The organism is Pedobacter sp. Bi27, assembly GCF_918698255.1.
Taxonomy (GTDB): Bacteria; Bacteroidota; Bacteroidia; order Sphingobacteriales; family Sphingobacteriaceae; genus Pedobacter.
Window position 1 is genome coordinate 303,808 of the sequence record NZ_CAKKMW010000001.1, and the last position, 23,240, is coordinate 327,047.

Annotated in this window: 20 protein-coding genes and 2 tRNA genes; 10 read left to right on the forward strand and 12 right to left on the reverse strand. The window is 39.2% G+C overall.

The window, feature by feature from the left end; translation table 11 throughout:
* Positions 1 to 154: 154 nt before the first annotated feature.
* Entirely contained in the window at positions 155 to 592 is a 438-nt protein-coding gene (locus LQ227_RS01000; protein ID WP_230147859.1) for a GNAT family N-acetyltransferase, read from the forward strand.
* Between the two features lie 599 nt (positions 593 to 1,191).
* Here LQ227_RS01000 and LQ227_RS01005 read toward each other — a convergent pair.
* The 5 genes from LQ227_RS01005 to trpD form a co-directional block, all read right to left on the reverse strand.
* On the reverse strand, positions 1,192 to 1,833 hold the full coding sequence (locus LQ227_RS01005) for an NAD(P)-dependent oxidoreductase (protein WP_230147860.1): 642 nt from the start codon (positions 1,831 to 1,833) through the stop codon (positions 1,192 to 1,194).
* A 347-nt stretch (positions 1,834 to 2,180) separates the two neighbouring features.
* Positions 2,181 to 2,948 (reverse strand): tryptophan synthase subunit alpha, encoded by a 768-nt coding sequence (gene trpA, locus LQ227_RS01010; RefSeq protein ID WP_230147861.1) that lies wholly within the window; start codon positions 2,946 to 2,948, stop codon positions 2,181 to 2,183.
* A gap of 92 nt (positions 2,949 to 3,040) precedes the next feature.
* Positions 3,041 to 4,222 (reverse strand): tryptophan synthase subunit beta, encoded by a 1,182-nt coding sequence (gene trpB / locus LQ227_RS01015; protein ID WP_230147862.1) that lies wholly within the window; start codon positions 4,220 to 4,222, stop codon positions 3,041 to 3,043.
* A gap of 48 nt (positions 4,223 to 4,270) precedes the next feature.
* Positions 4,271 to 4,900, reverse strand: a complete 630-nt coding sequence (locus LQ227_RS01020; RefSeq protein WP_230144095.1) for a phosphoribosylanthranilate isomerase — start codon at positions 4,898 to 4,900, stop codon at positions 4,271 to 4,273.
* Positions 4,894 to 5,883, reverse strand: a complete 990-nt coding sequence (gene trpD / locus LQ227_RS01025; RefSeq protein WP_230144094.1) for an anthranilate phosphoribosyltransferase — start codon at positions 5,881 to 5,883, stop codon at positions 4,894 to 4,896. Before trpD ends, LQ227_RS01020 begins: the two co-directional genes overlap by 7 nt.
* Positions 5,884 to 6,470: 587 nt before the next feature.
* Between trpD and LQ227_RS01030 the strand changes: the two genes are divergently transcribed.
* Positions 6,471 to 7,412, forward strand: coding sequence for an ion channel (locus LQ227_RS01030; protein WP_230147863.1), 942 nt, complete (start codon positions 6,471 to 6,473; stop codon positions 7,410 to 7,412).
* Positions 7,413 to 7,998: 586 nt separating this feature from the next.
* On the opposite strand, the gene LQ227_RS01035 is transcribed toward LQ227_RS01030, so the two are convergent.
* From LQ227_RS01035 to recR, 3 genes are read right to left on the reverse strand one after another with little or no spacing between them, the layout of a single operon-like run.
* Positions 7,999 to 8,817 (reverse strand): SDR family oxidoreductase, encoded by an 819-nt coding sequence (locus tag LQ227_RS01035; protein ID WP_230147865.1) that lies wholly within the window; start codon positions 8,815 to 8,817, stop codon positions 7,999 to 8,001.
* 51 nt (positions 8,818 to 8,868) lie between these two features.
* Complete coding sequence (locus LQ227_RS01040; protein WP_230147867.1) at positions 8,869 to 9,606, reverse strand: hypothetical protein; 738 nt, start codon at positions 9,604 to 9,606, stop codon at positions 8,869 to 8,871.
* The gene (gene recR, locus LQ227_RS01045) at positions 9,606 to 10,223 is read right to left on the reverse strand and encodes a recombination mediator RecR (protein WP_230144090.1); all 618 of its coding nucleotides are present in this window, start codon (positions 10,221 to 10,223) and stop codon (positions 9,606 to 9,608) included. Before recR ends, LQ227_RS01040 begins: the two co-directional genes overlap by 1 nt.
* Before the next feature lie 343 nt (positions 10,224 to 10,566).
* Between recR and LQ227_RS01050 the strand changes: the two genes are divergently transcribed.
* The 4 genes from LQ227_RS01050 to LQ227_RS01065 all read left to right on the forward strand — a co-directional run bounded on the left by LQ227_RS01050 (position 10,567) and on the right by LQ227_RS01065 (position 14,023).
* A complete protein-coding gene (locus tag LQ227_RS01050) occupies positions 10,567 to 12,075 on the forward strand; it encodes a sodium:solute symporter (protein WP_230144089.1) in 1,509 nt (502 codons plus the stop codon).
* Positions 12,076 to 12,092: 17 nt separating this feature from the next.
* Entirely contained in the window at positions 12,093 to 12,800 is a 708-nt protein-coding gene (locus tag LQ227_RS01055; protein WP_029278019.1) for a TIGR00730 family Rossman fold protein, read from the forward strand.
* A gap of 204 nt (positions 12,801 to 13,004) precedes the next feature.
* On the forward strand, positions 13,005 to 13,505 hold the full coding sequence (locus LQ227_RS01060) for a hypothetical protein (RefSeq protein ID WP_230144088.1): 501 nt from the start codon (positions 13,005 to 13,007) through the stop codon (positions 13,503 to 13,505).
* Positions 13,506 to 13,528: 23 nt separating this feature from the next.
* Positions 13,529 to 14,023: a hypothetical protein gene (locus LQ227_RS01065; RefSeq protein ID WP_230144087.1), complete on the forward strand. Its 495-nt coding sequence runs from the start codon at positions 13,529 to 13,531 to the stop codon at positions 14,021 to 14,023.
* A gap of 504 nt (positions 14,024 to 14,527) precedes the next feature.
* On the opposite strand, the gene arsC is transcribed toward LQ227_RS01065, so the two are convergent.
* From arsC to LQ227_RS01080, 3 genes are all read right to left on the reverse strand, one after another.
* Complete coding sequence (arsC, locus tag LQ227_RS01070) at positions 14,528 to 14,872, reverse strand: arsenate reductase (glutaredoxin) (protein WP_230144086.1); 345 nt, start codon at positions 14,870 to 14,872, stop codon at positions 14,528 to 14,530.
* A 10-nt stretch (positions 14,873 to 14,882) separates the two neighbouring features.
* The gene (locus LQ227_RS01075; RefSeq protein ID WP_057935154.1) at positions 14,883 to 15,473 is read right to left on the reverse strand and encodes a DUF502 domain-containing protein; all 591 of its coding nucleotides are present in this window, start codon (positions 15,471 to 15,473) and stop codon (positions 14,883 to 14,885) included.
* A 202-nt stretch (positions 15,474 to 15,675) separates the two neighbouring features.
* Positions 15,676 to 18,135 (reverse strand): bifunctional UDP-N-acetylmuramoyl-tripeptide:D-alanyl-D-alanine ligase/alanine racemase, encoded by a 2,460-nt coding sequence (locus tag LQ227_RS01080; RefSeq protein ID WP_230144085.1) that lies wholly within the window; start codon positions 18,133 to 18,135, stop codon positions 15,676 to 15,678.
* Positions 18,136 to 18,196: 61 nt separating this feature from the next.
* Here LQ227_RS01080 and LQ227_RS01085 point away from each other — a divergent pair, with 61 nt between their 5' ends.
* The 3 genes from LQ227_RS01085 (at position 18,197) to LQ227_RS01095 (ending at position 19,008) form a co-directional block, all read left to right on the forward strand.
* Positions 18,197 to 18,685: a regulatory protein RecX gene (locus LQ227_RS01085; RefSeq protein WP_230144084.1), complete on the forward strand. Its 489-nt coding sequence runs from the start codon at positions 18,197 to 18,199 to the stop codon at positions 18,683 to 18,685.
* A 94-nt stretch (positions 18,686 to 18,779) separates the two neighbouring features.
* A tRNA-Gly gene (locus LQ227_RS01090) sits at positions 18,780 to 18,855 on the forward strand.
* A 69-nt stretch (positions 18,856 to 18,924) separates the two neighbouring features.
* Positions 18,925 to 19,008 (forward strand) — tRNA-Leu (locus tag LQ227_RS01095).
* Between the two features lie 663 nt (positions 19,009 to 19,671).
* On the opposite strand, the gene LQ227_RS01100 is transcribed toward LQ227_RS01095, so the two are convergent.
* Entirely contained in the window at positions 19,672 to 20,289 is a 618-nt protein-coding gene (locus tag LQ227_RS01100) for a hypothetical protein (protein ID WP_230147869.1), read from the reverse strand.
* 324 nt (positions 20,290 to 20,613) lie between these two features.
* Here LQ227_RS01100 and LQ227_RS01105 point away from each other — a divergent pair, with 324 nt between their 5' ends.
* Positions 20,614 to 23,202, forward strand: coding sequence for an AAA family ATPase (locus tag LQ227_RS01105; protein ID WP_230147871.1), 2,589 nt, complete (start codon positions 20,614 to 20,616; stop codon positions 23,200 to 23,202).
* Positions 23,203 to 23,240: the final 38 nt, after the last annotated feature.

The window sequence follows — 23,240 nt, forward strand, 5'->3', positions numbered from 1 at the left end:
TAACACCGTTAAGCAAATGTAGAACCAATTCCAGAATTGACAATCATTCATTTGTCATAAACATTTTATTGATTAGTTTTATAGCTGATAATCAACCGTTAAAGCATTTAAAAGGCTTTTTCAAATAAATTAATTTTCTCAAGAACTTATAAAAATGATTTTCCGCGAAGCAAAAACGACTGACATACCTGCGATACAAATTGTCAGACATACAGTAAAAGAGAACATTTTGTCAGATCCAGCACTTGTTACTGACAAAGATTGCGAAGAATTTATTACGCAACGTGGCAAAGGATGGGTTTGCGAAGTAGGTGGAGAAGTAGTTGGTTTCTCCATCGTGGATTTAAAGGAGCATAATATCTGGGCTTTATTCCTTCGGCCAGAATTTGAAGGCAAAGGCATTGGCAAAGAACTGCACCGGTTAATGATGGACTGGTATTTCGATCAAACGCATGCGCCAGTTTGGTTGGGTACATCGCCCAATACCCGTGCAGCAGAATTTTATACCTGGCAAGGCTGGAAAAAAGTAGGCATGGTAAATAAAGGGGAAGTGAAATTTGAAATGAGTTATGAGGATTGGGTGGGTAGGTAGATCCATTCGAAACATCGTCATTGCGAGGAGGCTTTTTCAGCCGACAGCCTGTCCCGACCTAGGGAAAGCAATCTTAATGCGATCCTATAACTTTACAGTAAGATTGCTAAGGACGGTCGTCTTTCCCGCGCAGGCGGGAACCACGAAGTGCTCAGCGAAGCTAATCTTAATGAAACCTACAAGCCCCTAACATGGCATTAGGATTCCCAATCAAGTTGGGAATGACGATGCAGCGGAGAAAGATTAACCACCAAGACACAAAGAACACAAAGTTTAGTGCCTTGTGATATAGCGCAAAAAAAAACAAACCATATAAGGCATATAAGTTACATATAAGCTCAATGCCTTAAATGTTCTTAGATTTCTTATATGGTAAAAAAAGCTAAAGTAAAATTTAACCACTAATACCCTGAAACAAGTTCAGGGTGACGGATCTTGGGAATGATCGTCATTGCGAGAAGGCTTTTTCAGCCGACGATGCAATCTTAATGCGCTCGCTAGTAGCGATAGTTGTAAGATTGCTTCGTTCCTCACAATGACGATGCAGCGAGAAAAAATTAACCACCAAGTCACAAAGCAAGTGCCCTAGCGGTAAACACCTAACTATTCCAGATAAATGGTGCTTGTTTGACAAACACGTTCTCCCCTAGTAATTCAATAATAAACCTGGCTAAATTAGACGCATTAATCTGTTCGCCATCACAATTAACCAAACTTGTGCCCACAGGCGTTTGCTCCTCGGTTTGCATAATTAAAGGTAAGCGGATTAAAGTCCAATCGAGATCACTTTCAGTTAACAGATCATGTTCTTTCTGTTTATCGGCTGTAGAAACCGGATAGTTATCGTACATCCATTTGGTTGCAAATTGGGTCTTCGCATCCTTTTCATCAGCAGGCGTATCTACATTAATCCCTGTAATTACAATATACCGCTTCAGGTGAATGGCTTTCATGGCTTTTATAATATTACCTGTTGATTGTGTAAAGATTGTTTTTTCACTTGCAGGTTGCCCCATGCCCAATGCACTGACTACGATATCACAGCCCTCAATAAGCGCGTGTACTGTTTCGGCATCTTTTACGTCGCCGATTACGATTTCTAATGAAGCATGATGGATCTGAAGTTTTTCAGGATTTCTGATGAGGGTTTTCACCTTGAATTGTTGCGCCAATAGCGCTTTTAAAATATAAATACCAGCTTTACCCGTGGCACCAATTAAAGCAATTTTTAAATCTTGCATGATGTTCTTTATAAAATTTTAGAAAATAACAATTTATCTCCCGTTATCAGAACGATAAGGGAATGTCAGAATTGAATTCTGTTTGAGTTATATTTTATAAAGAGATTTTAATGGTACTAATTTAGGAAAAAATCATTTCGACTCAAGTGCAAACGGAATGTTTGGACAATCTTGCATGAAAGACCCTGAAACAAGTTCAGGGTGACGGACCGATAGATTGATCGTCATTGCGAGAAGACTTTTTCAGCCTGCGAAGCAATCTTAATGCGCTCGCTAGTAGCGATAGTTGTAAGATTGCTTCGTCGTGCCTCCTCGCAATGACGAAGCATGGAAGAAAAGGAAAAACACTAAGCCTTAAACTTCTTCATGAAGTTGCTCACGCTTTCCTCCAAATTCCCATCAGCAATGGCTTTAACGAAAGCTGTACCGATAATTGCACCATTGGCGTACGAACAGGCCTTATCAAAAGTTTGTTTATCGCTGATCCCGAAACCGATCATGGTTGGGTTCTTCAGATTCAGGTTTTTAATCCTGTCGAAATAAGCTTCGGTTGTATTACCAACCTCAAGATTTTTACCTGTAGTAGCTGACGATGATAACAAATAGATAAACCCATTGGTTAAACCGTCAATTTTATGGATACGTTCTTCAGCAGTTTGAGGGGTGATTAGAAATACATTGCTCAGGTTATGTTTTTCGAAGCAATCTTTATAAAACTCCTCATATTCTACCATTGGCAGATCAGGAACGATACAGCCGTCTACTCCCACTTCTGCACAAGCCTCGCAAAATTTTTCTACACCAAACTGCAAAACAGGATTTACATAACCCATCAACAAAACAGGAATGGTAACGGTCTTTCGTAAGTCTTTCAACTGTTCGAAAAGCAGATTAAGTGTCATGCCCTGATCTAGCGATTGTTTGCTGCTCGCCTGAATTACCGGTCCATCGGCAACAGGATCGGAATAAGGAAATCCGATTTCGAGCATATCAGCACCTGATTTTTCCAGTGCTTCGGCAATTTTAATGGTATCGCCAGTATTTGGATAACCAGCAGTATAATATATTGATAATATATTTTTCTTCTCCTCGAAGAGTTGTTTAATTCGGTTCATGTTTTTGAGATGTGAGATTGGAGATGTGAGATTTGAGATTGATGACCTGGCAGGGAAGTCTACTGTCTCATATCTCACGTCTCAAATCTATCTTAAAGATTAAAATATTTAATATAAGTATCCAGATCCTTGTCGCCACGGCCTGAAAGGCAAACCACTACGTTTTCGCCGCCTTTAAATTCCATTTTTTCTAAGTAAGCCAAGGCGTGTGCACTTTCAATCGCTGGGATAATCCCTTCTAATTGTGTACAAAGCAAACCAGCTTCTAAACTTTCTTCATCAGTAATGGAAACATACTGGCCACGACCGGTTTTAAACAAATGTGCATGTTGTGGCCCAATACCTGGATAATCTAATCCGGCAGAAACAGAATGCGGTTCAACAACTTGTCCATCTGGCGTTTGCATTAAGATGCTTCTGCTGCCGTGCAGAACACCTTCTTTACCTAGGTAAGTGGTTGCAGCAGAAAATCCGCTCGATACACCTTTTCCGGCTGCTTCAACAGCAATCAGTTTAACATTTTCATCGTCCATAAAATGGTAGAACATACCCATGGCATTACTTCCGCCACCTACGCAGGCCAAAACATAATCAGGCTGATCGCTTCCGGTCTGCTCTAATAACTGCTTTTTGGTTTCCTCAGAGATAATCGATTGGAAAATCGCCACCATATCAGGATAAGGATGTGGACCAACTACCGAACCAATGATGTAATGCGTATCTACCGGATTATTGATCCAGTCGCGCATCGCCTCATTAGTGGCATCTTTTAAGGTTTTGCTTCCAGAGCTTGCCGGAACAACCTTTGCGCCCAACATTTTCATGCGGGCCACATTTGGTGCCTGGCGTTCGATATCTACCTCGCCCATGTAAATTACACACTCGAGATTACGCAAAGCACATACGGTTGCAGTAGCTACACCGTGCTGACCTGCGCCAGTTTCGGCAATGATTCTTTTTTTACCCAGTTTTTCGGCCAATAAAATCTGTCCGATGGTATTGTTGATCTTATGGGCACCGGTATGGTTTAAATCTTCTCTTTTTAAGAAAATATTGGCACCATAACGTTCCGAATATCTTTTGGCAAGATATAAAGGCGAAGGGCGGCCAACATAATCTTTTAACAATTGATGAAATTCCTTTTGAAAATCGGCATCATCAATAATCTTTAAATAGTTTTGACGCAATTCTTCTACGTTTGGATAAAGCATTTCGGGGATGTACGCGCCACCAAAATCTCCATAATATCCTTTTTCGTTTACTTTGTATTTCATGGTTTTTCTTTTTTCCCTTGGTTGAAACCAAGGGTTATGAATAACAATCTATTTATTCAATTCTTTAATAAATTCTTTAATCTTCTCTGCATCCTTTAAACCCGGCTCAATTTCAAATCTGCTATTGATATCCAGGGCATATAAACGCTCATCATTTATTTCTTTTATGGCCGGTGCATGTTCTAAATCAATGCCGCCACTTAAAAAGTAGGGTTTGGTGTAAGTATATCGGTCTAAAACAGACCAATCGAATGTTTTTCCCGATCCACCATGCATTTTGGTTTTGGTATCGAACAGGAAATAATCTACCACATTTAAATAAACTTCGAGAACTGAAAAATCAAAATCTTCATCTATTCCAAATGCTTTAATCACTTCTAAGGTAGGAAAGCTTGATTTTAATGCTGCACAGTATTCAGTCGGTTCGCTGCCATGTAACTGAACAGCCTTTAGCTTCAATGTGTTTACTTTATCTTTTACTCTTTCCAGCTCTTCATTTACAAAAACACCTACAGTTTTAATTTCTGAGGGAATGTATTTAATCAATTCAGCAGAAACCTCACTGATTAGTCTGGGCGATTTCTCATAAAAGATAAAACCCAGGTAATCTGGCTGAAGCTCGGCTACCGCAGCAATATTCGCTGCCAAACGCATGCCGCAAACTTTTAACTTTAACATGCCAATAAGTTTTTGAAACTGTTTAACGCTTTTTTGCTGGTTAAAGATTCTTCCGCTTCATAAAAGCAATCGGCAAAAGATTGTTCAGGTTTAATGGTTTTGATGGCCAGTGCCGAATTGCACAATACCACATTGTTCTGTACATCCGTGGCTTCGCCATTTAATACATCCATAAATATTTTGGCTGATGATTCTACGGTATCGCCACCTTTAATCGCATTGGTATCAACCTTATCAAAACCCATATCCTGAAGGGTTAAAATCTGTTCGCCCTTGTTCGAAAAGGTTTTCACATCACAGGTTAACGAAACCTCATCATAACCTTCCAATGCATGTACAATGGTATAACTTTTATCGGTGTCCTGATATAAATAAGCATATAAACGGGCGAGCTCCAAACTAAAAACCCCTACCATCTGGTATTTTGGCTGCCCCGGGTTAACCATTGGGCCAAGCATATTGAAAAATGTTTTTACACCCAGTTCTTTACGGATCGGTGCTACAATTTTCATTGCCGGATTAAACAGCGGGGCGTGTAAAAAACAGATCCCTGCAGCATCTAAATTGCGCCTTAAAGTATCCTCATTATTGGTAAACGTATAACCTAAATATTCCATTACATTAGAAGAACCACAGCCCGAAGAAACACCGTAGTTACCATGTTTGGCCACATGATGACCAGCACCTGCCACCACAAATGAGGATAAGGTAGAAATATTGAAAGTATCTTTACCATCACCTCCGGTACCACAAAGATCGATCAGTTCGTAACCCGATAAGTTTACTTTAACGCACATATCAAGCATCGCATCACGAAAACCCTGTAACTCCTGCACCGTAATATTACGCATGGCATAAGCCGTTATAAAAGCGGCAATCTGCGAAGAATTAAATGTGCCTTCCGAAATGGAGATTAAAATGTTCTTTGCCTCTTCCCTGCTAAAACTCTTGTTCTCGAATAAATGGTTTAATATTTTTTTCATGTTTATTGCTCAATCTTATTTAACCACAGATGAACACGGATACACACAGATTTTATCAGTGTTCATCTTTTTTATCTGTGGTTCATTTCTCATTTATCTTATTTTTTTACGCCATGATTTGTGTCGCCATAAACCATTTAAATATTCCGTTTCGTGGAGACACGAACCGGGGCGTTAGTTTTGTATTCAATCTGCTCGCCATGGTTTGTGTCGCCACAAACCATTTAAAGTTCTCTAAATCTTATTTTTACCTCCGTGGTCTGTGTCTCCACAGACCACTTAATGTTTTATAAATCTTATCTTATAGATGCTGATCCCGATTAATCGGGACAGCATGACGCACCACTTTTAAACCACCCCGTCCTTCGGACACCCCTCCATGGGAGGGGAAAGCATAAAAAAAAGGATTGCTTTTTGGGCAATCCTCTTCGTTGTGTTTAAAATATTTTAATATATATAACAATAGAATTTGCCTAACGAATTTCGTTATGCCACCACCAATTGTTATTTAAGTTTTTAATTATCATGTTTGTATAAAGCAAATATTGACATAGTTTTTTAATATTCCAAAATCTTTCTAAAAATATATGGTCTTTTTTAAAAGAAAAGTACAGTTTAATGATGATTTCGGTTTCGGATCCAACCCCGTAACCAAAAACCAGCGCATGCTCAACCCCGATGGTTCGGCAAATATCGAACGAACGGGCCTTCCCTGGTTTAAGTTCGATGATACCTACACCCGCCTGGTTACCATGAGCTGGCCGCGGTTTTTCTTTGTCATCCTGCTTGCCTACCTTTTTGTAAATACCATATTCGCGGTTTTGTATAATGTTGTGGGTATCGAAAATTTAAATGGCGCCAAAGGTGTAACGCTTCGTGATCAGTTTTTTGATGCCTTTTTCTTTTCTGCTCAAACCATTTCTACCGTGGGTTACGGCCATATTTCGCCACAGGGTTTTGTTACCAGTGTGCTTGCCGCTTTCGAAAGTATGTTGGGTTTATTGGCTTTTGCATTGGCTACGGGTTTATTGTATGGCCGTTTTAGCAGGCCCACCTCAAAGGTGAGCTTCAGCAAAAAAATGGTGATTGCCCCTTACGAGAAAGGCCACGGATTGATGTGCCGTTTGGTTAACCTCCGCCGCAATCAATTGATAGAGGTTGAGGTGCAGATGGTGATGTCGTACAACGAAACCATTGATGGCAAACATGTTCGTCGGTTTTATCCTTTGCCATTAGAGCGCAGTAAAATCGGTATCCTATCTTTAAACTGGACTTTGGTACACCCCATTACAGAAGAAAGTCCGTTTTTCGAAAAATCATTAACCGAGCTGCAACATGCCGAAGTAGAGGTTTTTGTGATCCTTAAAGCTTTTGATGATACTTTCTCGCAGACCATTCACACCAGAACCAGCTATCAGGACGAGGAAATCGAAATGGATGCTAAGTTTGATAAAATGTATTACCATAACGAAGAAGGCAAAATGGTGATGGATTATAGTAAACTGGATAAAGTTACACCGACGGCATAAGTTTCTTGTTTTCTCATTTAACGAGGTCCTTTTGTTTTTTGGAAAGCAATTGCAGTACTAATCGGTTACGGTAGTCCCGTTATTCGCTTCAATCTTTTTGTGGTGCTGTCATCCTGAGACACGAAGGATCTGTTTCATAGGCTGCAGATAACAGGATATTTAAGTTTGCTGCTAACAAAAAGGATTTTTGCTACTACCGGGTTTAGGACGGTCTGGTCTGTGCTAAATAAGACCACCCCGCCTTTCAGGCACCCCTCCAGAGGAGGGGAATTTTCCCTCATCGTCTTTATGCGATGTGCATTCCCCTCTTTCAGAGGGGTGTCCGCAGGACGGGGTGTTTCAGCGACCTATAAAATCACGAGCTCCTTATATAAATCTAGGTAAACTCAGACTTAAGGGTCTTCGACTCCGCTACCATTGACAGGCTCTAATAGAATGGTCGTCATTGCGAGGTACGAAGCAATCTTAAAGCGCTCGCTACTAGCGATAGTTGTAAGATTGCTTCGTCGGCTGAAAAAGCCTTCTCGCAATGACGATAATCTCAGGAGATTTAACCACTACCCTCCTACACCCTAAACCTCAAACCCTACCCCTTTATCAGCGGATTCTTTTCTTTAGCAAACAGATCAAAAACCTTTTTGTCTACAAAAGCTGGGAATAGTTTATTCATCCAAACGGCTAATTTCCCTTGTCCGGTCATGATTAAGGTACGTTTACGTTTTTCGATACCATCGGCAATGATGCTCGCTACCTCTTCCGATGTCATCATTTTGCCTTCATCCATACTGGTTTCGCCATGTGCAGCGCCATCTTTTGATAAAGCGGTTACCCTGATATTGGAAGCGGTAAAACCCGGACAGGCCAATAAAACGTTTACCCCGGTTTTAAGTAATTCGGTACGTAACGATTCCATAAAGCCGTTCATTGCAAATTTCGAAGCCGAATACCCCGTTCTGCCCGGCAAACCCCGGTAACCTGCTATTGATGATATGCCCACTACCGTTCCTTTGGTTTTTAAAATCTCTGGCAAAGCATATTTGGTGCAATAAACCGTCCCCCAAAAGTTCACATCCATCAGATTTTTAAGCACCGATAAATCCAGATCGTTAAACAGGGCACGCATGGATAATCCGGCATTATTTACCAGAATATCAATCTTTTGAAAAGATACTAAAGCTTGCTTGATAATCAGTTCGCAATCTGCCTCTTTACTTACATCGGCCTGAACTGCTACCGCCCTGATGTTATATTTTTTCTCCAGATCGGCAGTAATTTCGCAAAGGGTTACGTATTGGCGTGCTGCTAAAACCAAATTAGCGCCACGTTTAGCAAATTCTTCGGCACAAGCTTTTCCGATTCCGCTCGATGCACCAGTGATGATGATGACTTTATTTTTTAGGTTCATGTGTAGTATCAAGATTTGAGTATCAAGTATCAAGACTTGATACTGCTTTCATTAGTTTATTTTAAAGTAGTTTGTTGCTTCAGTAACTTTGTCTGTGTTAATAATATCTGCACCTAAGTCATGTAATAACTTCCAGCAAGCTTTATTATCAGGTGCACCCCAAAAACGAAAGGATTTCCCTAATTTATGTGCGTGGTTAATCAGTTCTGTCAATTTAGCTTTATCAGCTTCTGAAATCTCGCCAATACCATTCCATTTAGAATAAGTGGCAAAATTATCGCTGATCATGGCTATTTTCTTCAGGTCTTCCGGGCTATAGTTTACATTTGGTAAGCCATCAAAAAACAGGTGAGTATATTTATGAAATGTATTTGCAGCAGGTCGGTTGCCGCTAATCACAACAACGGTATTACTCCCTTGTCTGTCAAAGTATTTCTGGTATTTTTTCAGATTTTTCCGCAACAAGCGATATGTCGAATCCCAGTCACCTTTAACATCGATCATCAATTGGAAAGTATAATATTCCTTTTCGGCCGATAAGGCTTTAATCTGTTTTAAATACAATTGCGCTAATGTATTACCCGCTTTGATTTCTTTTTTACTATGCGCCACCATTAACGAATTGCCAACTACAAAAACATCGGCTTCAATAGAGAAAACGCGATTATTAACCGCATCAATAAAAGGTTTTTCGTGGGTATAATCATTATGGGAGTGGATCTTAACCTGCGCTTTGGCGAATAATCCTGATAAAACCAGGGCTAAGAAAACGAAAAGATGCTTTACCATTATTTCATCATTGCAGTTTCGTAAGGCACACGGGTTACAATCGATCTGCCCAATGTAATTTCATCGGTATATTCCAGCTCACCGCCAAAAGCAATCCCTCGTGCAATGGTTGTTACCGGAACATTAAACTCCTTTAATCTTTTGTACAGGTAAAACAATGTGGTATCGCCCTCCATATTCGGACTCAATGCTAAAATTACCTCTTTAATCCCCCCTGCTGCCATTCTGACTACTAATCCATCAATAAACAGATCGGAAGGGCCTACGCCATCCATCGGAGAAATTAAGCCTCCCAAAACGTGGTAAACCCCAAAATATTGACCGGTATTTTCGATCGCCATTACATCGCGGGTATCTTCAACCACGCAGATGGTTTCTTTATCGCGTTTTGGCGAAGTACAGATTTCACATACCACGTAATCGGAAATGTTATGGCAGGTGCTGCAATGTTTAATCTGCTCCTTAAGTTTTATAAAAGTATTGCCAAACTGGTTTACCTCCTCCTGCTCTTTGTTTAAAAGATGTAATACCAAACGTAAAGCTGTTTTTTGCCCTACACCAGGGAGTTTCGAGAATTCGTTTACCGCATCTTCGAGCAGCTTGGATGAAAAATTCATATTACAAAAATAGGTAAAATGCTTCATTGGTTCAATAGTTCATTAGCCATTCGTTCACTTGTTGATAGTTTAGTGGTTAATAGTTGATGGTTTAATAGTCCGTAGCCATAGTAACTGCAAATTGCCAATTGAAAACTAAATGTGGTTCAATAGTCAATAGTTCATTGGTAAAGTAAACCTGGATATTGACAGGTCGAGTTTTTTTTCATCCCCCCTACCCCCCTGCCCCCTTTAGAAGGGGGACTTGATTTCCCTCGCATACTTCCGACTTCAGACTTCGGACTCATCAATGTATTGCTTGATTTGATACTTTTCTTTACATTTATCAGCTTAACACAAAACTATGTCTCCAACCATTCTCTTATGTTTTCTGATCGGCTATTTTTTACTGCTGATTATTATTTCATTCGTAACCTCAAAAAAATCATCTGATAATTCTACTTTCTTTATCGCCAACCGGAATTCTAAATGGTATTTAGTTGCCTTTGGGATGATAGGAACCGCACTTTCGGGTGTTACCTTTATATCAGTGCCCGGAGAAGTTGGCGCCCCCAGCGGGAACCAGTTTCAGTATTTCCAGTTCGTTTTGGGCAATGCAGTTGGTTTTATCATCATCGCCACAGTTCTGCTTCCACTTTATTACCGGATGAATTTAACATCCATTTATAGCTACATCGAAAAGAGGTTGGGGCATTATAGTTACAAAACGGCAGCATCGATATTTTTATTGAGCCGCACTTTGGGATCAGCAACAAGATTATACCTCGTAGTGATTGTTTTACAGCGTTTTATATTCGACAATTATGGTGTTCCGTTCTGGTTAACGGTTTTAATTTCGTTGGCACTGATCTGGTCGTACACCTTTAAAGGTGGCTTAAAAACCATTATCATTACCGATACACTGCAAACTTTTTTCCTGGTGCTTTCGGTTTTCCTGACTATTTATTTTATTTGCAACAGTCTCGATTTCAATATTCCACAGGCATTCGAGACCATAAAAACCAGCAGTTACTCGAAAATATTCTTTTTAAACGATTTCCTGACCAATAAATTCTACTTCAGCAAACAGTTTATCGGCGGTATTTTCGTTACCATCGCCATGACGGGTCTAGATCAGGATCTGATGCAGAAAAATCTGAGCATGGGCACCATCAAGGAGGCACAAAAAAACATGTTTACTTTTACAGGAGTATTCGTAATCCTGAATGTTTTCTTTTTGAGCGTGGGCGCCTTGTTGTACATTTTCGCCGCAAAAAACGGCATCGATATTCCATTAGATCATATTACCGGGAAACCAAGAACAGATTTATTGTTCCCTGAAATTGCTTTAAATAACCTGGGTGCCATACCAGCAATTATATTTATGTTGGGCTTAACCGCAGCAACCTTTGCCACTACCGACTCGGCACTTACCGCTTTAACCACATCCTTTTGTGTCGACTTTTTAGGCATGGCCAAGGCGGAAAATGTAAATGCCAAAGACGCCGTAAAAAAGCGCCATACCGTACACGTGGCATTTTCTATTCTGATGTTTTTGGTGATCATCGTCATCAATGCAGTGAACAGCTCATCGGTGGTCAGTTTAATTTTTACCATTGCCTCTTATACCTACGGACCGCTTTTAGGACTCTATAGTTTTGGATTATTTGTAAAAAAACGTGGTCTTCACGATAAATTAGTGCCAATAGTTTGCTTATTATCACCTTTTTTATGTTACTTGCTTTCCACGTATTCTACCACTTTATTGGGCGGTTACGTTTTTAGTGTTGAACTGATTTTGATTAACGGTTTAATCACATTTATAGGCTTGTTGTTCATCAGTAAAAAAACTGATGCGCAAACCAGATTTTAATATTAGAATAACAGTATATGACGAGTGAAGAAAAAATTAGAAGCGCTTTTGAAAACAAAGACTGGCAAGAAATTAAAGTAACAGACTCTTGGCAAATTTTTAAAATCATGGCCGAATTTGTAGACGGTTTTGAAAAACTAGCTAAAATTGGCCCATGTGTTACCATTTATGGTTCGGCACGTACCGCTCAAACACATAGATATTATCAATTGGCAGAACAGTGCGGTAAATTATTAACCGATCGTGGTTATGGTGTAATCACTGGCGGTGGCCCTGGTATTATGGAGGCCGGCAATAAAGGCGCCCACACCAACGGGGGTAAGTCGGTAGGTTTAAACATCGAGTTGCCTTTTGAGCAGTTCCACAATAAATATATCGATCATAATAAATTGCTGGAGTTTGATTATTTCTTTGTGCGCAAAGTAATGTTCATGAAATACAGCCAGGGTTTTGTGGTTTTACCTGGTGGTTTTGGCACCATGGATGAACTTTTTGAAGCTTTAACCTTAATCCAGACCGGAAAAATTGCACGTTTCCCAATCGTATTGGTGGGGGTTGATTATTGGGGTGGATTAATTGATTGGATTAAAGGAACGATGTTGCAGAAGGAACATAATATCCATGAGGAAGATTTAAACCTTTTCAGGTTGGTAGATACCGCAGAAGAAGCTGCAGAGCACATTTTCCGTTTCTACGATAAATACGTACTTAAACCGAATTTCTAGGAAGGTTCAATGGTTCATTGGCCATTGGTTCATTGGTCAGTTCAAGATGGTTAACTGGTTAATTGTTTAAATCGGTTAACTGAAAATTGGAAATTGGAAACTGCTAACTAAAAAAAGTGCTTACAAACAATAAGCACTTTTTTTATGTCTTCATTTATTGTAACAACTGGAGAAAACTGCTATCTAAAATAAAATGTAATTGAAATGGCGAAATTTATCAATTGGAAAAGTAATTGGTTGAGCGGGGATTTTCAACTCTTTGTAGATGGTATTCAGAAAGGAATGATCGCTTTTGGAACCTGGAGAAGTGATGCAGAGGGCGTGTTTGATGACAAAAATTACTTCTTCTCGAATGTGGGATTTTGGCAATCGAGAACTAATGTAATCGACCGAAAAACACATGAACTTGTTGCGGTGATTACTTACGACAGCTGGAAATCAAAAGCCGTAATCAGCTTAAAATCCGGCGAACGGTACGAATGGACATCAACCGGAATATGGAAATCGCAGTTTACGGTAAGCAATTATAACAACGAGCACATCACCTATAACGCAAGCAGCTATAGCGGTGCAATATCATCAGATACAGACAATGAATTATTGATTATTGCAGGTTTGTTTATTAAGCATATTTACAACAAACGGGTAGTTACACTTATTGCCTGCTTCATGCCAATTATAGTGATATCAACAATGCGCCATTAGTAGTGAATTAAATCATTTGTGAGATGGAACAGGTATTAAATTGGAGAAAAGGTTTATTTGATAGCAATTATCAGGTATTTAACAACGGACTGTTAAAATTTTCGCTGAATTTTAATTCGTGGAAAAATTCGGCAATAGCCACTACCCAGGCAGGTATTTACCTGTTAAAAAGTGAAGGATTTTCTAAACCTGAAACTAAATTACTGAACAATCAGAATGAGGTTTTAGCTATAATTACTTATGACTGGCTTCGTTTTAAAGCAAAAATTATATTTGCCTCTGGCGATACTTTTGACTGGAGCTTTCAAAACAGCTGGTTAAGTAGGTGGTCGTTAAACGACCATCAGGATAAACAGATCTTGTTCAATGCTTCAAGCGGAAATGGCATGTTACATAGCAACGTAGACGACGATAAATTGATTTTATGCGGGCTTTTTATCAGGGAATACTATTCGAGACTTCTTGTTGGCTTTATCATTGTAGTATTCTTTCTTTTTAGTTTCAAGAATATTTTTTAGGCTAATACTGCCATTTCAAACTTTTCATAGTAAAGCATTTCTTTTGAAGCGCTAACACCTGTAATCAGTGGGAAGGTTCCGGTCCTGCTGTACATTCCAATCCTTTTGGGAAATATTACATATAAACAACTGCCAATACCCAAAAGGGATTTCCATTTCCATCAGGGCTATTGTGTACAGGCGGTCATCAGATATATCCACAAAACAATCTGGTCTTAGCGCCTTGCTAAAACGCTAGAAATATTAATCTCGTCTTTATATAACCATTTCATCTCGTAGCGGGGCGACGACTAGAGTCAGAAAATCCGTCATTGCGAGGAACGAAGCAATCTTAATGCGCTCGCTAGTAGCGATCGTTGTAAGATTGCTTCGTCGGCTGAAAAAGCCTTCTCGCAATGACGACTCCACGCAGCCTACAGTTCATAAAAAATGTTCTGTTATTCATATGGATTTTTATGAAGCAACTTATCCCTCAGGATGACGTATCTAGAGCCAGGTTTTAATTTATCCTAAAATCTCTTTTATCTTTTCAGTTGGTCTGGCAATAACAGCTTTATCTCCTGAGATGATAATCGGTCTTTCAATTAAAATAGGATGTGCAACCATGGCATCAATCCATTCTTCATCAGTCAAGATTTTTCCTTTATAATTTTCAGTAAAAACCTTTTCACCTTTACGGATCAATTCCAATGGTTTAATACCCAGTTTTCGAATAATTTCTTCGAGTTCACTTTTATTGGGCGGGGTTTCCAAATAATAAACCACCTCGAAATCCTTTCCGCTTTTTTCGAGTTCGTCTAAAGCACAACGGCTTTTAGTACATCTGTTATTGTGATAAATTGTAATCATTTAGAAATGTTTAAAGCCCGCTCACGCCACCGCTAACCACCAGTTTCATGGCATCAGCTGCTGTCATATGCAAATCAGTCACTTTATCTCTTCTTACAATACAAAGCTGACCTGCAAAAGAATAAGAAAGTGGAAAATATACGGCTACTTCTTCGGGCAGATTGAGTTTATGCAGATCGTTCTGCGTTAAAAATCCAATCTTTTTTAGGCCTCCCTCCACTTCTACCAGCACCGGGTGGTTAAATTTCTTCTCATCACCTACAAAAGCTTCTGTTAAATCTTTTATAGAAGAATAGATAAAATTAAGTAAGGGTAACCGCTGCATAATCCGCTGGAACCAATTGTACATGGGCTCTGTTACCAAATTGGTTACAAAGATACCAGCTAGTAAAATAAGGGCTAAAACGGTCAGCAAACCTAAACCAGGGATATTCCGGCTTTCGCCAGTACTTGGATTTACGCCTAAAATATTGTTTACATTCAACCAGCTATCTACAGTTGTAACCGCCCAAACCACAATAAAAATACTTACGGCAATGGGCACAACAATTAATAAACCTTTAATCAAATAGTTTAAAATAGCTTTCCCGACTTTATTCATGGTGCAAAAATAACATTTTTTTAGGTCATTCGTGTGGCACGCTCAATAGTTCATTTGCATGGACAGCTCAATGGTTCATTAGCCATTGGTTCATTCGTCCGGGGTGCCTATAATACACATCCGCTATACCAATGAACTAGTGAACTAATAGGCAATATGCTACACTAATGACTAATGAACAACTGAACCAATTAACTAAAAACTATTCATAAAAATAAACCCTTTTAACCCTTTGCGAGATATTTGTCAGAATTTCATATGGAATGGTGCCGATATCTTTGGCCAGCTGCATAATGGTGTGCTCCTTATTAAAAACAATAGCCTCATCGCCTGGCTTCACATCGATACCTGTGATATCCAACATGGTCATATCCATACAGATTGAACCAATTGTTGCCACTAAGTGGCCATTAATAAGCATTTTACCCACTCCATTGCCAAAATACCTCGTGTAGCCGTCAGCATAACCAATTTTTACAGTCGCTATTTTTCCACCATTTGGCATTACTCCTCTTCTACTATAACCTACAGTTTCACCTGGGGCTAGAGTCTTCACCTGGGTAACCGTAGTTTTAAGCACCATTACGGTTTGCAAACCCCGGTTATTGGCCAAAGCCGAATCAAAACCATACAAACCTATACCTAAACGAACCATATCCATTTGCCCTTCGGGCCAACGCGAAATGCCCGAAGTATTGGATATATGAAGCAATGGCTTGTAGCCTAAAACTTCTACCAACTGGTTGGCGATAATTTTAAACCTTGCGATCTGCTGTTGCGTAAATCCATCATGCTCTGCTGCATCGCTTGCCACTAAATGAGAAAAAATACTTCGAACCTTTACCCGCGCCGAATCTTTAAGCAGATTAGACAATGTATCGATTTCTGGCTGATCAAAGCCCAAACGGTGCATGCCACTATCTATTTTAATGTGAATGGGGTAATCAAAATCATAATCAGACAGTGCATTTAAAAAACTGTTCAGAATTTCTACACTGTAAATTTCGGGCTCAAGCTTGTGTTTAATGATGGCCTCGAAAGCAGACTCTTCAGGACTCATCACCATAATCGGCAAAGTGATTCCAGCTTTCCGCAAGGCAATACCTTCATCAGCATAAGCTACCGCCAGATAATCTACCTTATGGAACTGCAATAAATTGGCAATCTCAAAACTTCCGCTTCCATACGAAAAGGCCTTAACCATGGCCATTATTTTAACACCTGGTTTGATTTTAGAACGGTAAAATTGCAGGTTACCAACCATGGCATTCAGATCAATCTCTAAAACCGTATCATGTATTTTTTGTGTGAGCAGTTTACTGATCCTGCCAAATTCAAACCGTCTGGCCCCTTTTACCAATATGGTTTCGTGGTTAAACTGTAAACCGGGGAAAGCATCGATAAAAGCATTGGTATTGTCAAAAAACTGTGTTTCAAAGTTAAAAAGATCAGCATACTTGGAAATATGAGTCCCAATACCAATCAGGCGGTTTACTTTCTTCTGTAAAAGCAATTCGGCTATCTCCGTATATAAATCTAAATCATCTCTGCCGGTTTCAAATAATTCGGAAAGAATAACGGTTTTCTTTGCATGCTGATTCTGTTGATTTAAAAAATCCAGGGCAATGGCCAACGAAGAAATATCGGCACTGTAAGAATCGTCGATAATGGAACATTGGTTAATCCCATTTTTCAGCTCTAAACGCATGCTCACATGGCTCAATTTTTCCAAACGTAAATCGGCCTGCTCTGGCGTGTAGCCTAAAGCCAGTAAGGTTGCCCAGCAGATCATTCCATTTTCTATCGAGGCTTTATCTTTAAAAGGCAAAATGCATTCAATTTCCCTATTTTGATAAATGGCCCTCAGGTAGCAATTGCCTTCGATGGGTTCAACTGCAATAACCTGAAGATCTGCTGTTTGTTTACTGCTCCAGCTAAACTGTTTTTTACCAGGTAGCGCTTTCACGCTTATTTCACTTACGTATTCGGGCGAATAAATAAACAGTTCTGATGCTGCAAAAAGTTTCAGTTTCTCCGTTAGTTTTTCCTTTTTAGAACCAAATCCTTCGGCATGTGCTTCACCTATATTGGTTAGGATTCCGATTTCGGGACGGATAATTTCTGCCAAGTATTGCATCTCGTTAACTGCAGAAATACCAGCTTCAAAAATGCCTAAGGTATGATCGGCCTCAATCTGCCATACTGAAAGCGGCACCCCAATCTGCGAATTATAACTTTTCGGACTTTTAACGATATTAAAATCGGCGGCCAGAAGCTGATACAACCATTCTTTAACAATTGTTTTCCCATTACTCCCCGTAATACCGATGGTTTTTAAATCAAACTGATTCCGATGCTCGATAGCAAGCTTTTGAAGCGACGCCAAAGCATCATCTACCAATAAAAAATTGCAGTCGGGGTACTCGTTAATGTATTTCGCTTCGGTAATTACAAAATTCCTGATTTCCTTTGCATAAGCATCTCTAATAAATTCATGTCCATCGCGGTGTGAAGACAGGGCAAAAAATACAGAATTTTCCGGAACCAAAACCGAACGGCTATCGATCACCAGGTATTGAATAATTACCTGTTCATCAACTAATTTGGCATCGGCATTTAAAATTTCGGCTATTTCGGCAATGGTGTATATTGGATTTTGCATGCTATTATATTCAGAAAAATACGGTAATCGCTATTATTTTTACGAATTTCAGTAAATAATTATGAAAAGCGGTAAACAAGAAGCAGTATTATTAGATAAAAAACAAGCGTTGGTAAAAGCCGAGCATTTTTGTGCTTACCAGGAGCGCTCGCAAAAGGAAGTACGGTATAAACTGGTAGAATGGGGCATGCGTGGCGATGAGCTGGAAGAAATTATAAGCGAGTTGATTTTAAATAATTTTTTAAATGAAGAAAGGTTTGCAAAAAGTTATGCATCGGGTAAATTCAACATTAAACACTGGGGCCGCGTTAAAATTAAACAGGGTTTAAAATTGAAAGGTGTACCGGATAAAATTCTGCAAAAGGCAATTTATAGCATCGATGACGATGATTATTTACAAACGATAGAAAAATTGGCCATCAAAAAAGTGGAGAGTTTGAACGAAAATGATCCGTTTAAAAGAAAAAATAAGCTAATGAGCTACCTTCTGGCAAAAGGTTTTGAAACTGATTTAATTTTACTTGTACTGAAAGCCAGCAATTTAAATTAAATATTAAATTTTTAACAAGAAATCTCTTGACAGAAATATAAATCTGCCTATATTTGCATCACCAAAACGAAACAACAACATCAGTTTTGTTCATGCGAAAGTAGCTCAGTTGGTAGAGCACGACCTTGCCAAGGTCGGGGTCGCGAGTTCGAATCTCGTCTTTCGCTCCAAAATGCCTTCCTACCAGAAGGCATTTATTTTAAAGTTAACCAAGCCGATGGAGATCGGTAGCGGCTAATGCTCGGGTGGTGGAACTGGTAGACACGCAGGACTTAAAATCCTGTGCTTTCAAAGGCGTGCGGGTTCGATTCCCGCCCCGAGTACTCAAAAAATCGAACGAAAACCTTTCAGAAATGAAAGGTTTTGTTGTTTATAGTCATTTTTCTTTTAAGTTAATTGTCGATGGTGGAACTGGTGGACACGTCCCGACCTAAAGTCGGGATGCTTTCAAAGGCGTGCGGGTTCGATTCCCACCCCGAGTACGAATGGGAATTGCACCCATTTTTGAAGAGGGTTGCTCCAAAAAGAGCAACCCTTTCTCTTTGAATTTCAATACGTTATGCGCAAACATTGGATTAATTGAAAGTGTTCGACACGCACTGGGGGTTCCGCTAAAAGTGGCCACTGGTTTTCATCCATCGTGGCCATCTTTTTCGGCCTATATTGTTCACTAGATTTCGCTTGAAAGTGGCCACTCGGCTCATTTTAAGCGGTTTTAAGCTTCTGAAAAGCGGGGGTGGATTCAATGATTGTTTCGCCTAGAGAAATCGAAACGGAGATGTTCTAATAGCCTTAAAATCAAAAATTATATTTCTTATTCTAATGTGTTTTTAAAAGCGGGTTGATTTGCTGTAAATCTTGTTCTGGAAGGCCGTTTTTGTTGCAAAACCATCTTCTGTGGAGGATTGGTTGATCAAATGCAGGAAAGATAGATTGGAAAATGAAGGGAAGGAATCTGGGAGGATTTAATATATTTGGCTCAGTCTTTACGATTCCATCAAGACCGGATGGTAAAAAGCGGGGTGTACAGTTTGGAATGAAAACTGGTGCACACTTTTAGCGAAATCCCCATCAAGAGACAGTTCTTTAATCAAATCGTAAAAAACATCGATTTGATGCAAGTTCCTATTCTGCCCATCGGCAAATAGCTCTCTTTTTTGCTCACTTATTTCTTTGAGGTATTTGTTTTTCTCTGATATTGTCTTGATATTTTTCAGAAACAATTTCCTTAAAGATGCTAGGCAGTCTTTTTCATCACCTATGTCTTGACCTTTTTCGAAATAAACCTTGAATTTTGACTTTAAGCCCTTATCCAGGCTATCTATTATTGATAGCATTGAATTATAATAAATGTCGTGAAGCAACTTGTTCCGAAAAATACTCAAGAGCTCCATCTCTGCATTTTCTTCTTTTGTGAGTACATCGATATCAAATAGCAAGTCAATTTTCTGCTTGTAGCTGATGCCTGCTTTATTGCCAAACAGCCGTGTTGTGCGGCCGACATCAAAAATTCCGAGATTCAGCAACAAAAGACTGTTGATGCCATCTTCTAAGTGTAGAGAGTATCGAAGTACCTCGCTTCTTAATTCTAAGTTAATTTCCATATCTGTAATTTTAAAGGTATTAAAATTACCTGAATCAGCTGCTGGATAAACATTGGTTTAATCGTAACGATAAATGCTATTTCTAAATAACACTTCAGTCATGTTGAATGAAGATGGCATCGGGTATTCCTCTCTTTAATATAGTTGTATGACTAAAATATACATTGATAAAAGTCTTCATGATAATCAGTTATACGGTTTCCCGTAAACGACAATCATCGATTTTCCCTACCTTAGTTGTTCAACCAAACATTCTAAAAAACTCTGTTAACGCCAGTAATTTATATCTCTAACGCTCCAAAAACCAACAAACTAAGACCAAAAATGGCTATATATCAAGAAATATTAGATTGGTCTCAGACCAAACCTGCTTTCATTCAAGATGCCTTGCGGCGACTGATAACTTCTACAACAGTTCTTCAAAGCGACATTGATGAACTTATAGAATTAATTAAGAAGGAATGTGGCGACACAACCATCACTTTAAATGCAGTTCCGATCAACAGTTCCCATATCCCTGCAACAAGTGTGACAACTGGCAGTTATCCTAAATTGATCAGCTTGAATAATCCTGTCAACATTAGCGCTCTCCATAGTCAAGGGAGTCTGCAATTCTCAAATATGGGGTTAACAGTAGTCTACGGAAATAATGGCTCCGGAAAATCCAGTTACTCACGCATTCTAAAGAAATTGTGCTGGAGCAGAAATCCAAGCATAGATCTAAAAAAGAATGTTTTTAACCCGTCGGCCAGTCAACAACAGGTTGGGTTTGTGATTGAGGATAATAACGCAACTGTTAACATTACTTGGAGAGACGCTGGCCCAGTTGATCCTCTCCTGAAATCAATATTTGTTTTTGATAATGATTGTGGCCACATCTATATTAACAGTGAAAATCCCACCGAATACAAACCAGTTGGGATTGACATATTAGAGAGACTTATCTCTCTACTTGGAACTATTTCGCGAGAGTTTGACACAACTATTGCACCCTATACTACGCAAAAACCAATGATCGACCAGATATTGGCTCAAACTCAAATATTCCGTTGGTACGGAACAATAGAAACTTTACAACGATCTCAAATTGACACATTTATTCAATTTAGCCAAATTGATTCTGATAGAAAACAGGAACTTCTAAGCTTGACAACCTCCCAAAATGCTCAGCAAAACATCACTAACTTAAGCAGTAAAAAGGGCCGAATAAACAACTACATCCAACAATTAAAGCAAATTGAAGTGCTTTTCAGCCAGGAAAGCATTGATGAAATAATAGCAAATCGAAGCTCTTTTAATGACAAAAACCAGGCATATCTAATCGCCACTGCCGAATTGACCACAACAAATACATTGGAGGGCTTCGGCACAAGCGCGTGGAGAACGCTTTGGGAGTCTGCAAAGAATTTTGCCCATAGTGCTAATCTTTCAGATGGCGAAAATTTTCCGTCCTTGGGTTCATTAGAAAAATGTGTGCTGTGCCAGCAAGAATTAGACGACACCGCCCAACAAAGGATGGCAACATTTAATGGCTTTATCCTGAATGATGTTTCTACTCAATTAAATACCGTAAACTCAACTATTCAGAGCAAGATAAACACCTATAATGCGCTCAGCATCCCGCCCATTGAAAACTTTGAAGAATTAGAAGAACTGATTCCGAATTTTAGAAGCAACTACACACAATTCAGCGCCTCCATTATAACATATAAAGAGCAGATAACAGCTTATTTGCAAAATGGCGGAGAACTAAATATCAATCTAACGACTCTTACACCAAGCATATCGAATCTAATCCCAAATCTTGATGCACAAATCGCACAAAACAATCAGCTTTTGCAAAATAGAAACCTTCTAATTGCTGAACTAAATGAACTAACTGCAAAAGAATTCCTGTTCAATAATAAAGCCACCATACTGCGATATCATCATGAGCACATATATAAAACATGGATTGCTAGGTGTAAATCTCAATTGAGCACAACAGGTATTTCCAGAAAAATTGGAGACCTCATGGAAGATCAGGCTGTAAGTCTTCAACATCAAGAGTTCATCAGCCATTTGAATTTCTTTAATCCTGACCTGGCGACAAAAGTTTTAATTTCAAAAACGAGGACAAGCCAGGGAAACACCTTTCAAAAATGCAGCTTAAACGGAATAAACCATACAATCAGCTCGATTTTAAGTGAAGGAGAACAAAAAGTTATTGCCCTCTCTAACTTTTTGGCGGAATGTACCATAGACGGGCGCTTGAATTCGATCGTATTTGATGATCCAGTTACCTCTCTAGATATGGATTATCGAATTTTAATTGCTGACAAAATCGTAGAATTATCGCAAAACAGGCAGATAGTTGTGCTAACGCATGATCTATCTTTTCTGCGTCTGCTTATCGACACCCACAAATCAAACACATCAACAGACTGTACAGTAATTGGGATAGACAAGTTTAATGGCATTAGTGGTATCGTCACCGACGAAATACCGTACTTAGCTAAAAATGTTCAGGAAAGGGTTAATTCAATAAGAAGAATACTGGTTGAACATGATGGGCTTCAATTGAGCGACGCGCACGGAAGGGAAACAAAACTGGATTCCGCACGAAAAAGATTTAGGATGTTGCTAGAACGTTCCGTTGAAGAAGTGTTATCCAATAAAACCTATGAACGTTTCTCGAAAAATATCCACCTGAAAAAGGGTAATCTGTCAAGTTATATCGTTACTGAACAATCAGATGTTGATTTTCTTCTGAATCTATTTGGGAAATATTCTGTAACCGAACATGATGGCGGCACGTCAACTATTCCACAGTTACCGAACAAAACAGAAATCGAACGGGACACCACCGCCTATTCAAACTGGAAAGATAGCTTTAAAAACAAACTCAGGGCATTTCAGGCAACCTACAACTAAATATTTCAAAGCGATTATCATATAAAAGCCTCTGTACC

Excerpts from the sequence above, each read along its gene's own strand:
- LQ227_RS01105 (WP_230147871.1), top strand. The coding sequence starts at position 20,614 with ATGGCTATATATCAAGAAATATTAGATTGGTCTCAGACCAAACCTGCT.
- LQ227_RS01085 (WP_230144084.1), top strand. The coding sequence starts at position 18,197 with ATGAAAAGCGGTAAACAAGAAGCAGTATTATTAGATAAAAAACAAGCG.
- LQ227_RS01080 (WP_230144085.1), bottom strand. The coding sequence starts at position 18,135 with ATGCAAAATCCAATATACACCATTGCCGAAATAGCCGAAATTTTAAAT.
- LQ227_RS01100 (WP_230147869.1), bottom strand. The coding sequence starts at position 20,289 with ATGGAAATTAACTTAGAATTAAGAAGCGAGGTACTTCGATACTCTCTA.
- LQ227_RS01035 (WP_230147865.1), bottom strand. The coding sequence starts at position 8,817 with ATGAACCTAAAAAATAAAGTCATCATCATCACTGGTGCATCGAGCGGA.
- recR (WP_230144090.1), bottom strand. The coding sequence starts at position 10,223 with ATGAATTTTTCATCCAAGCTGCTCGAAGATGCGGTAAACGAATTCTCG.
- LQ227_RS01020 (WP_230144095.1), bottom strand. The coding sequence starts at position 4,900 with ATGTTAAAGTTAAAAGTTTGCGGCATGCGTTTGGCAGCGAATATTGCT.
- LQ227_RS01040 (WP_230147867.1), bottom strand. The coding sequence starts at position 9,606 with ATGGTAAAGCATCTTTTCGTTTTCTTAGCCCTGGTTTTATCAGGATTA.
- LQ227_RS01065 (WP_230144087.1), top strand. The coding sequence starts at position 13,529 with ATGGAACAGGTATTAAATTGGAGAAAAGGTTTATTTGATAGCAATTAT.
- LQ227_RS01050 (WP_230144089.1), top strand. The coding sequence starts at position 10,567 with ATGTCTCCAACCATTCTCTTATGTTTTCTGATCGGCTATTTTTTACTG.
- LQ227_RS01055 (WP_029278019.1), top strand. The coding sequence starts at position 12,093 with ATGACGAGTGAAGAAAAAATTAGAAGCGCTTTTGAAAACAAAGACTGG.
- LQ227_RS01075 (WP_057935154.1), bottom strand. The coding sequence starts at position 15,473 with ATGAATAAAGTCGGGAAAGCTATTTTAAACTATTTGATTAAAGGTTTA.
- trpB (WP_230147862.1), bottom strand. The coding sequence starts at position 4,222 with ATGAAATACAAAGTAAACGAAAAAGGATATTATGGAGATTTTGGTGGC.
- trpA (WP_230147861.1), bottom strand. The coding sequence starts at position 2,948 with ATGAACCGAATTAAACAACTCTTCGAGGAGAAGAAAAATATATTATCA.
- trpD (WP_230144094.1), bottom strand. The coding sequence starts at position 5,883 with ATGAAAAAAATATTAAACCATTTATTCGAGAACAAGAGTTTTAGCAGG.
- LQ227_RS01005 (WP_230147860.1), bottom strand. The coding sequence starts at position 1,833 with ATGCAAGATTTAAAAATTGCTTTAATTGGTGCCACGGGTAAAGCTGGT.
- LQ227_RS01060 (WP_230144088.1), top strand. The coding sequence starts at position 13,005 with ATGGCGAAATTTATCAATTGGAAAAGTAATTGGTTGAGCGGGGATTTT.
- arsC (WP_230144086.1), bottom strand. The coding sequence starts at position 14,872 with ATGATTACAATTTATCACAATAACAGATGTACTAAAAGCCGTTGTGCT.
- LQ227_RS01030 (WP_230147863.1), top strand. The coding sequence starts at position 6,471 with ATGGTCTTTTTTAAAAGAAAAGTACAGTTTAATGATGATTTCGGTTTC.
- LQ227_RS01000 (WP_230147859.1), top strand. The coding sequence starts at position 155 with ATGATTTTCCGCGAAGCAAAAACGACTGACATACCTGCGATACAAATT.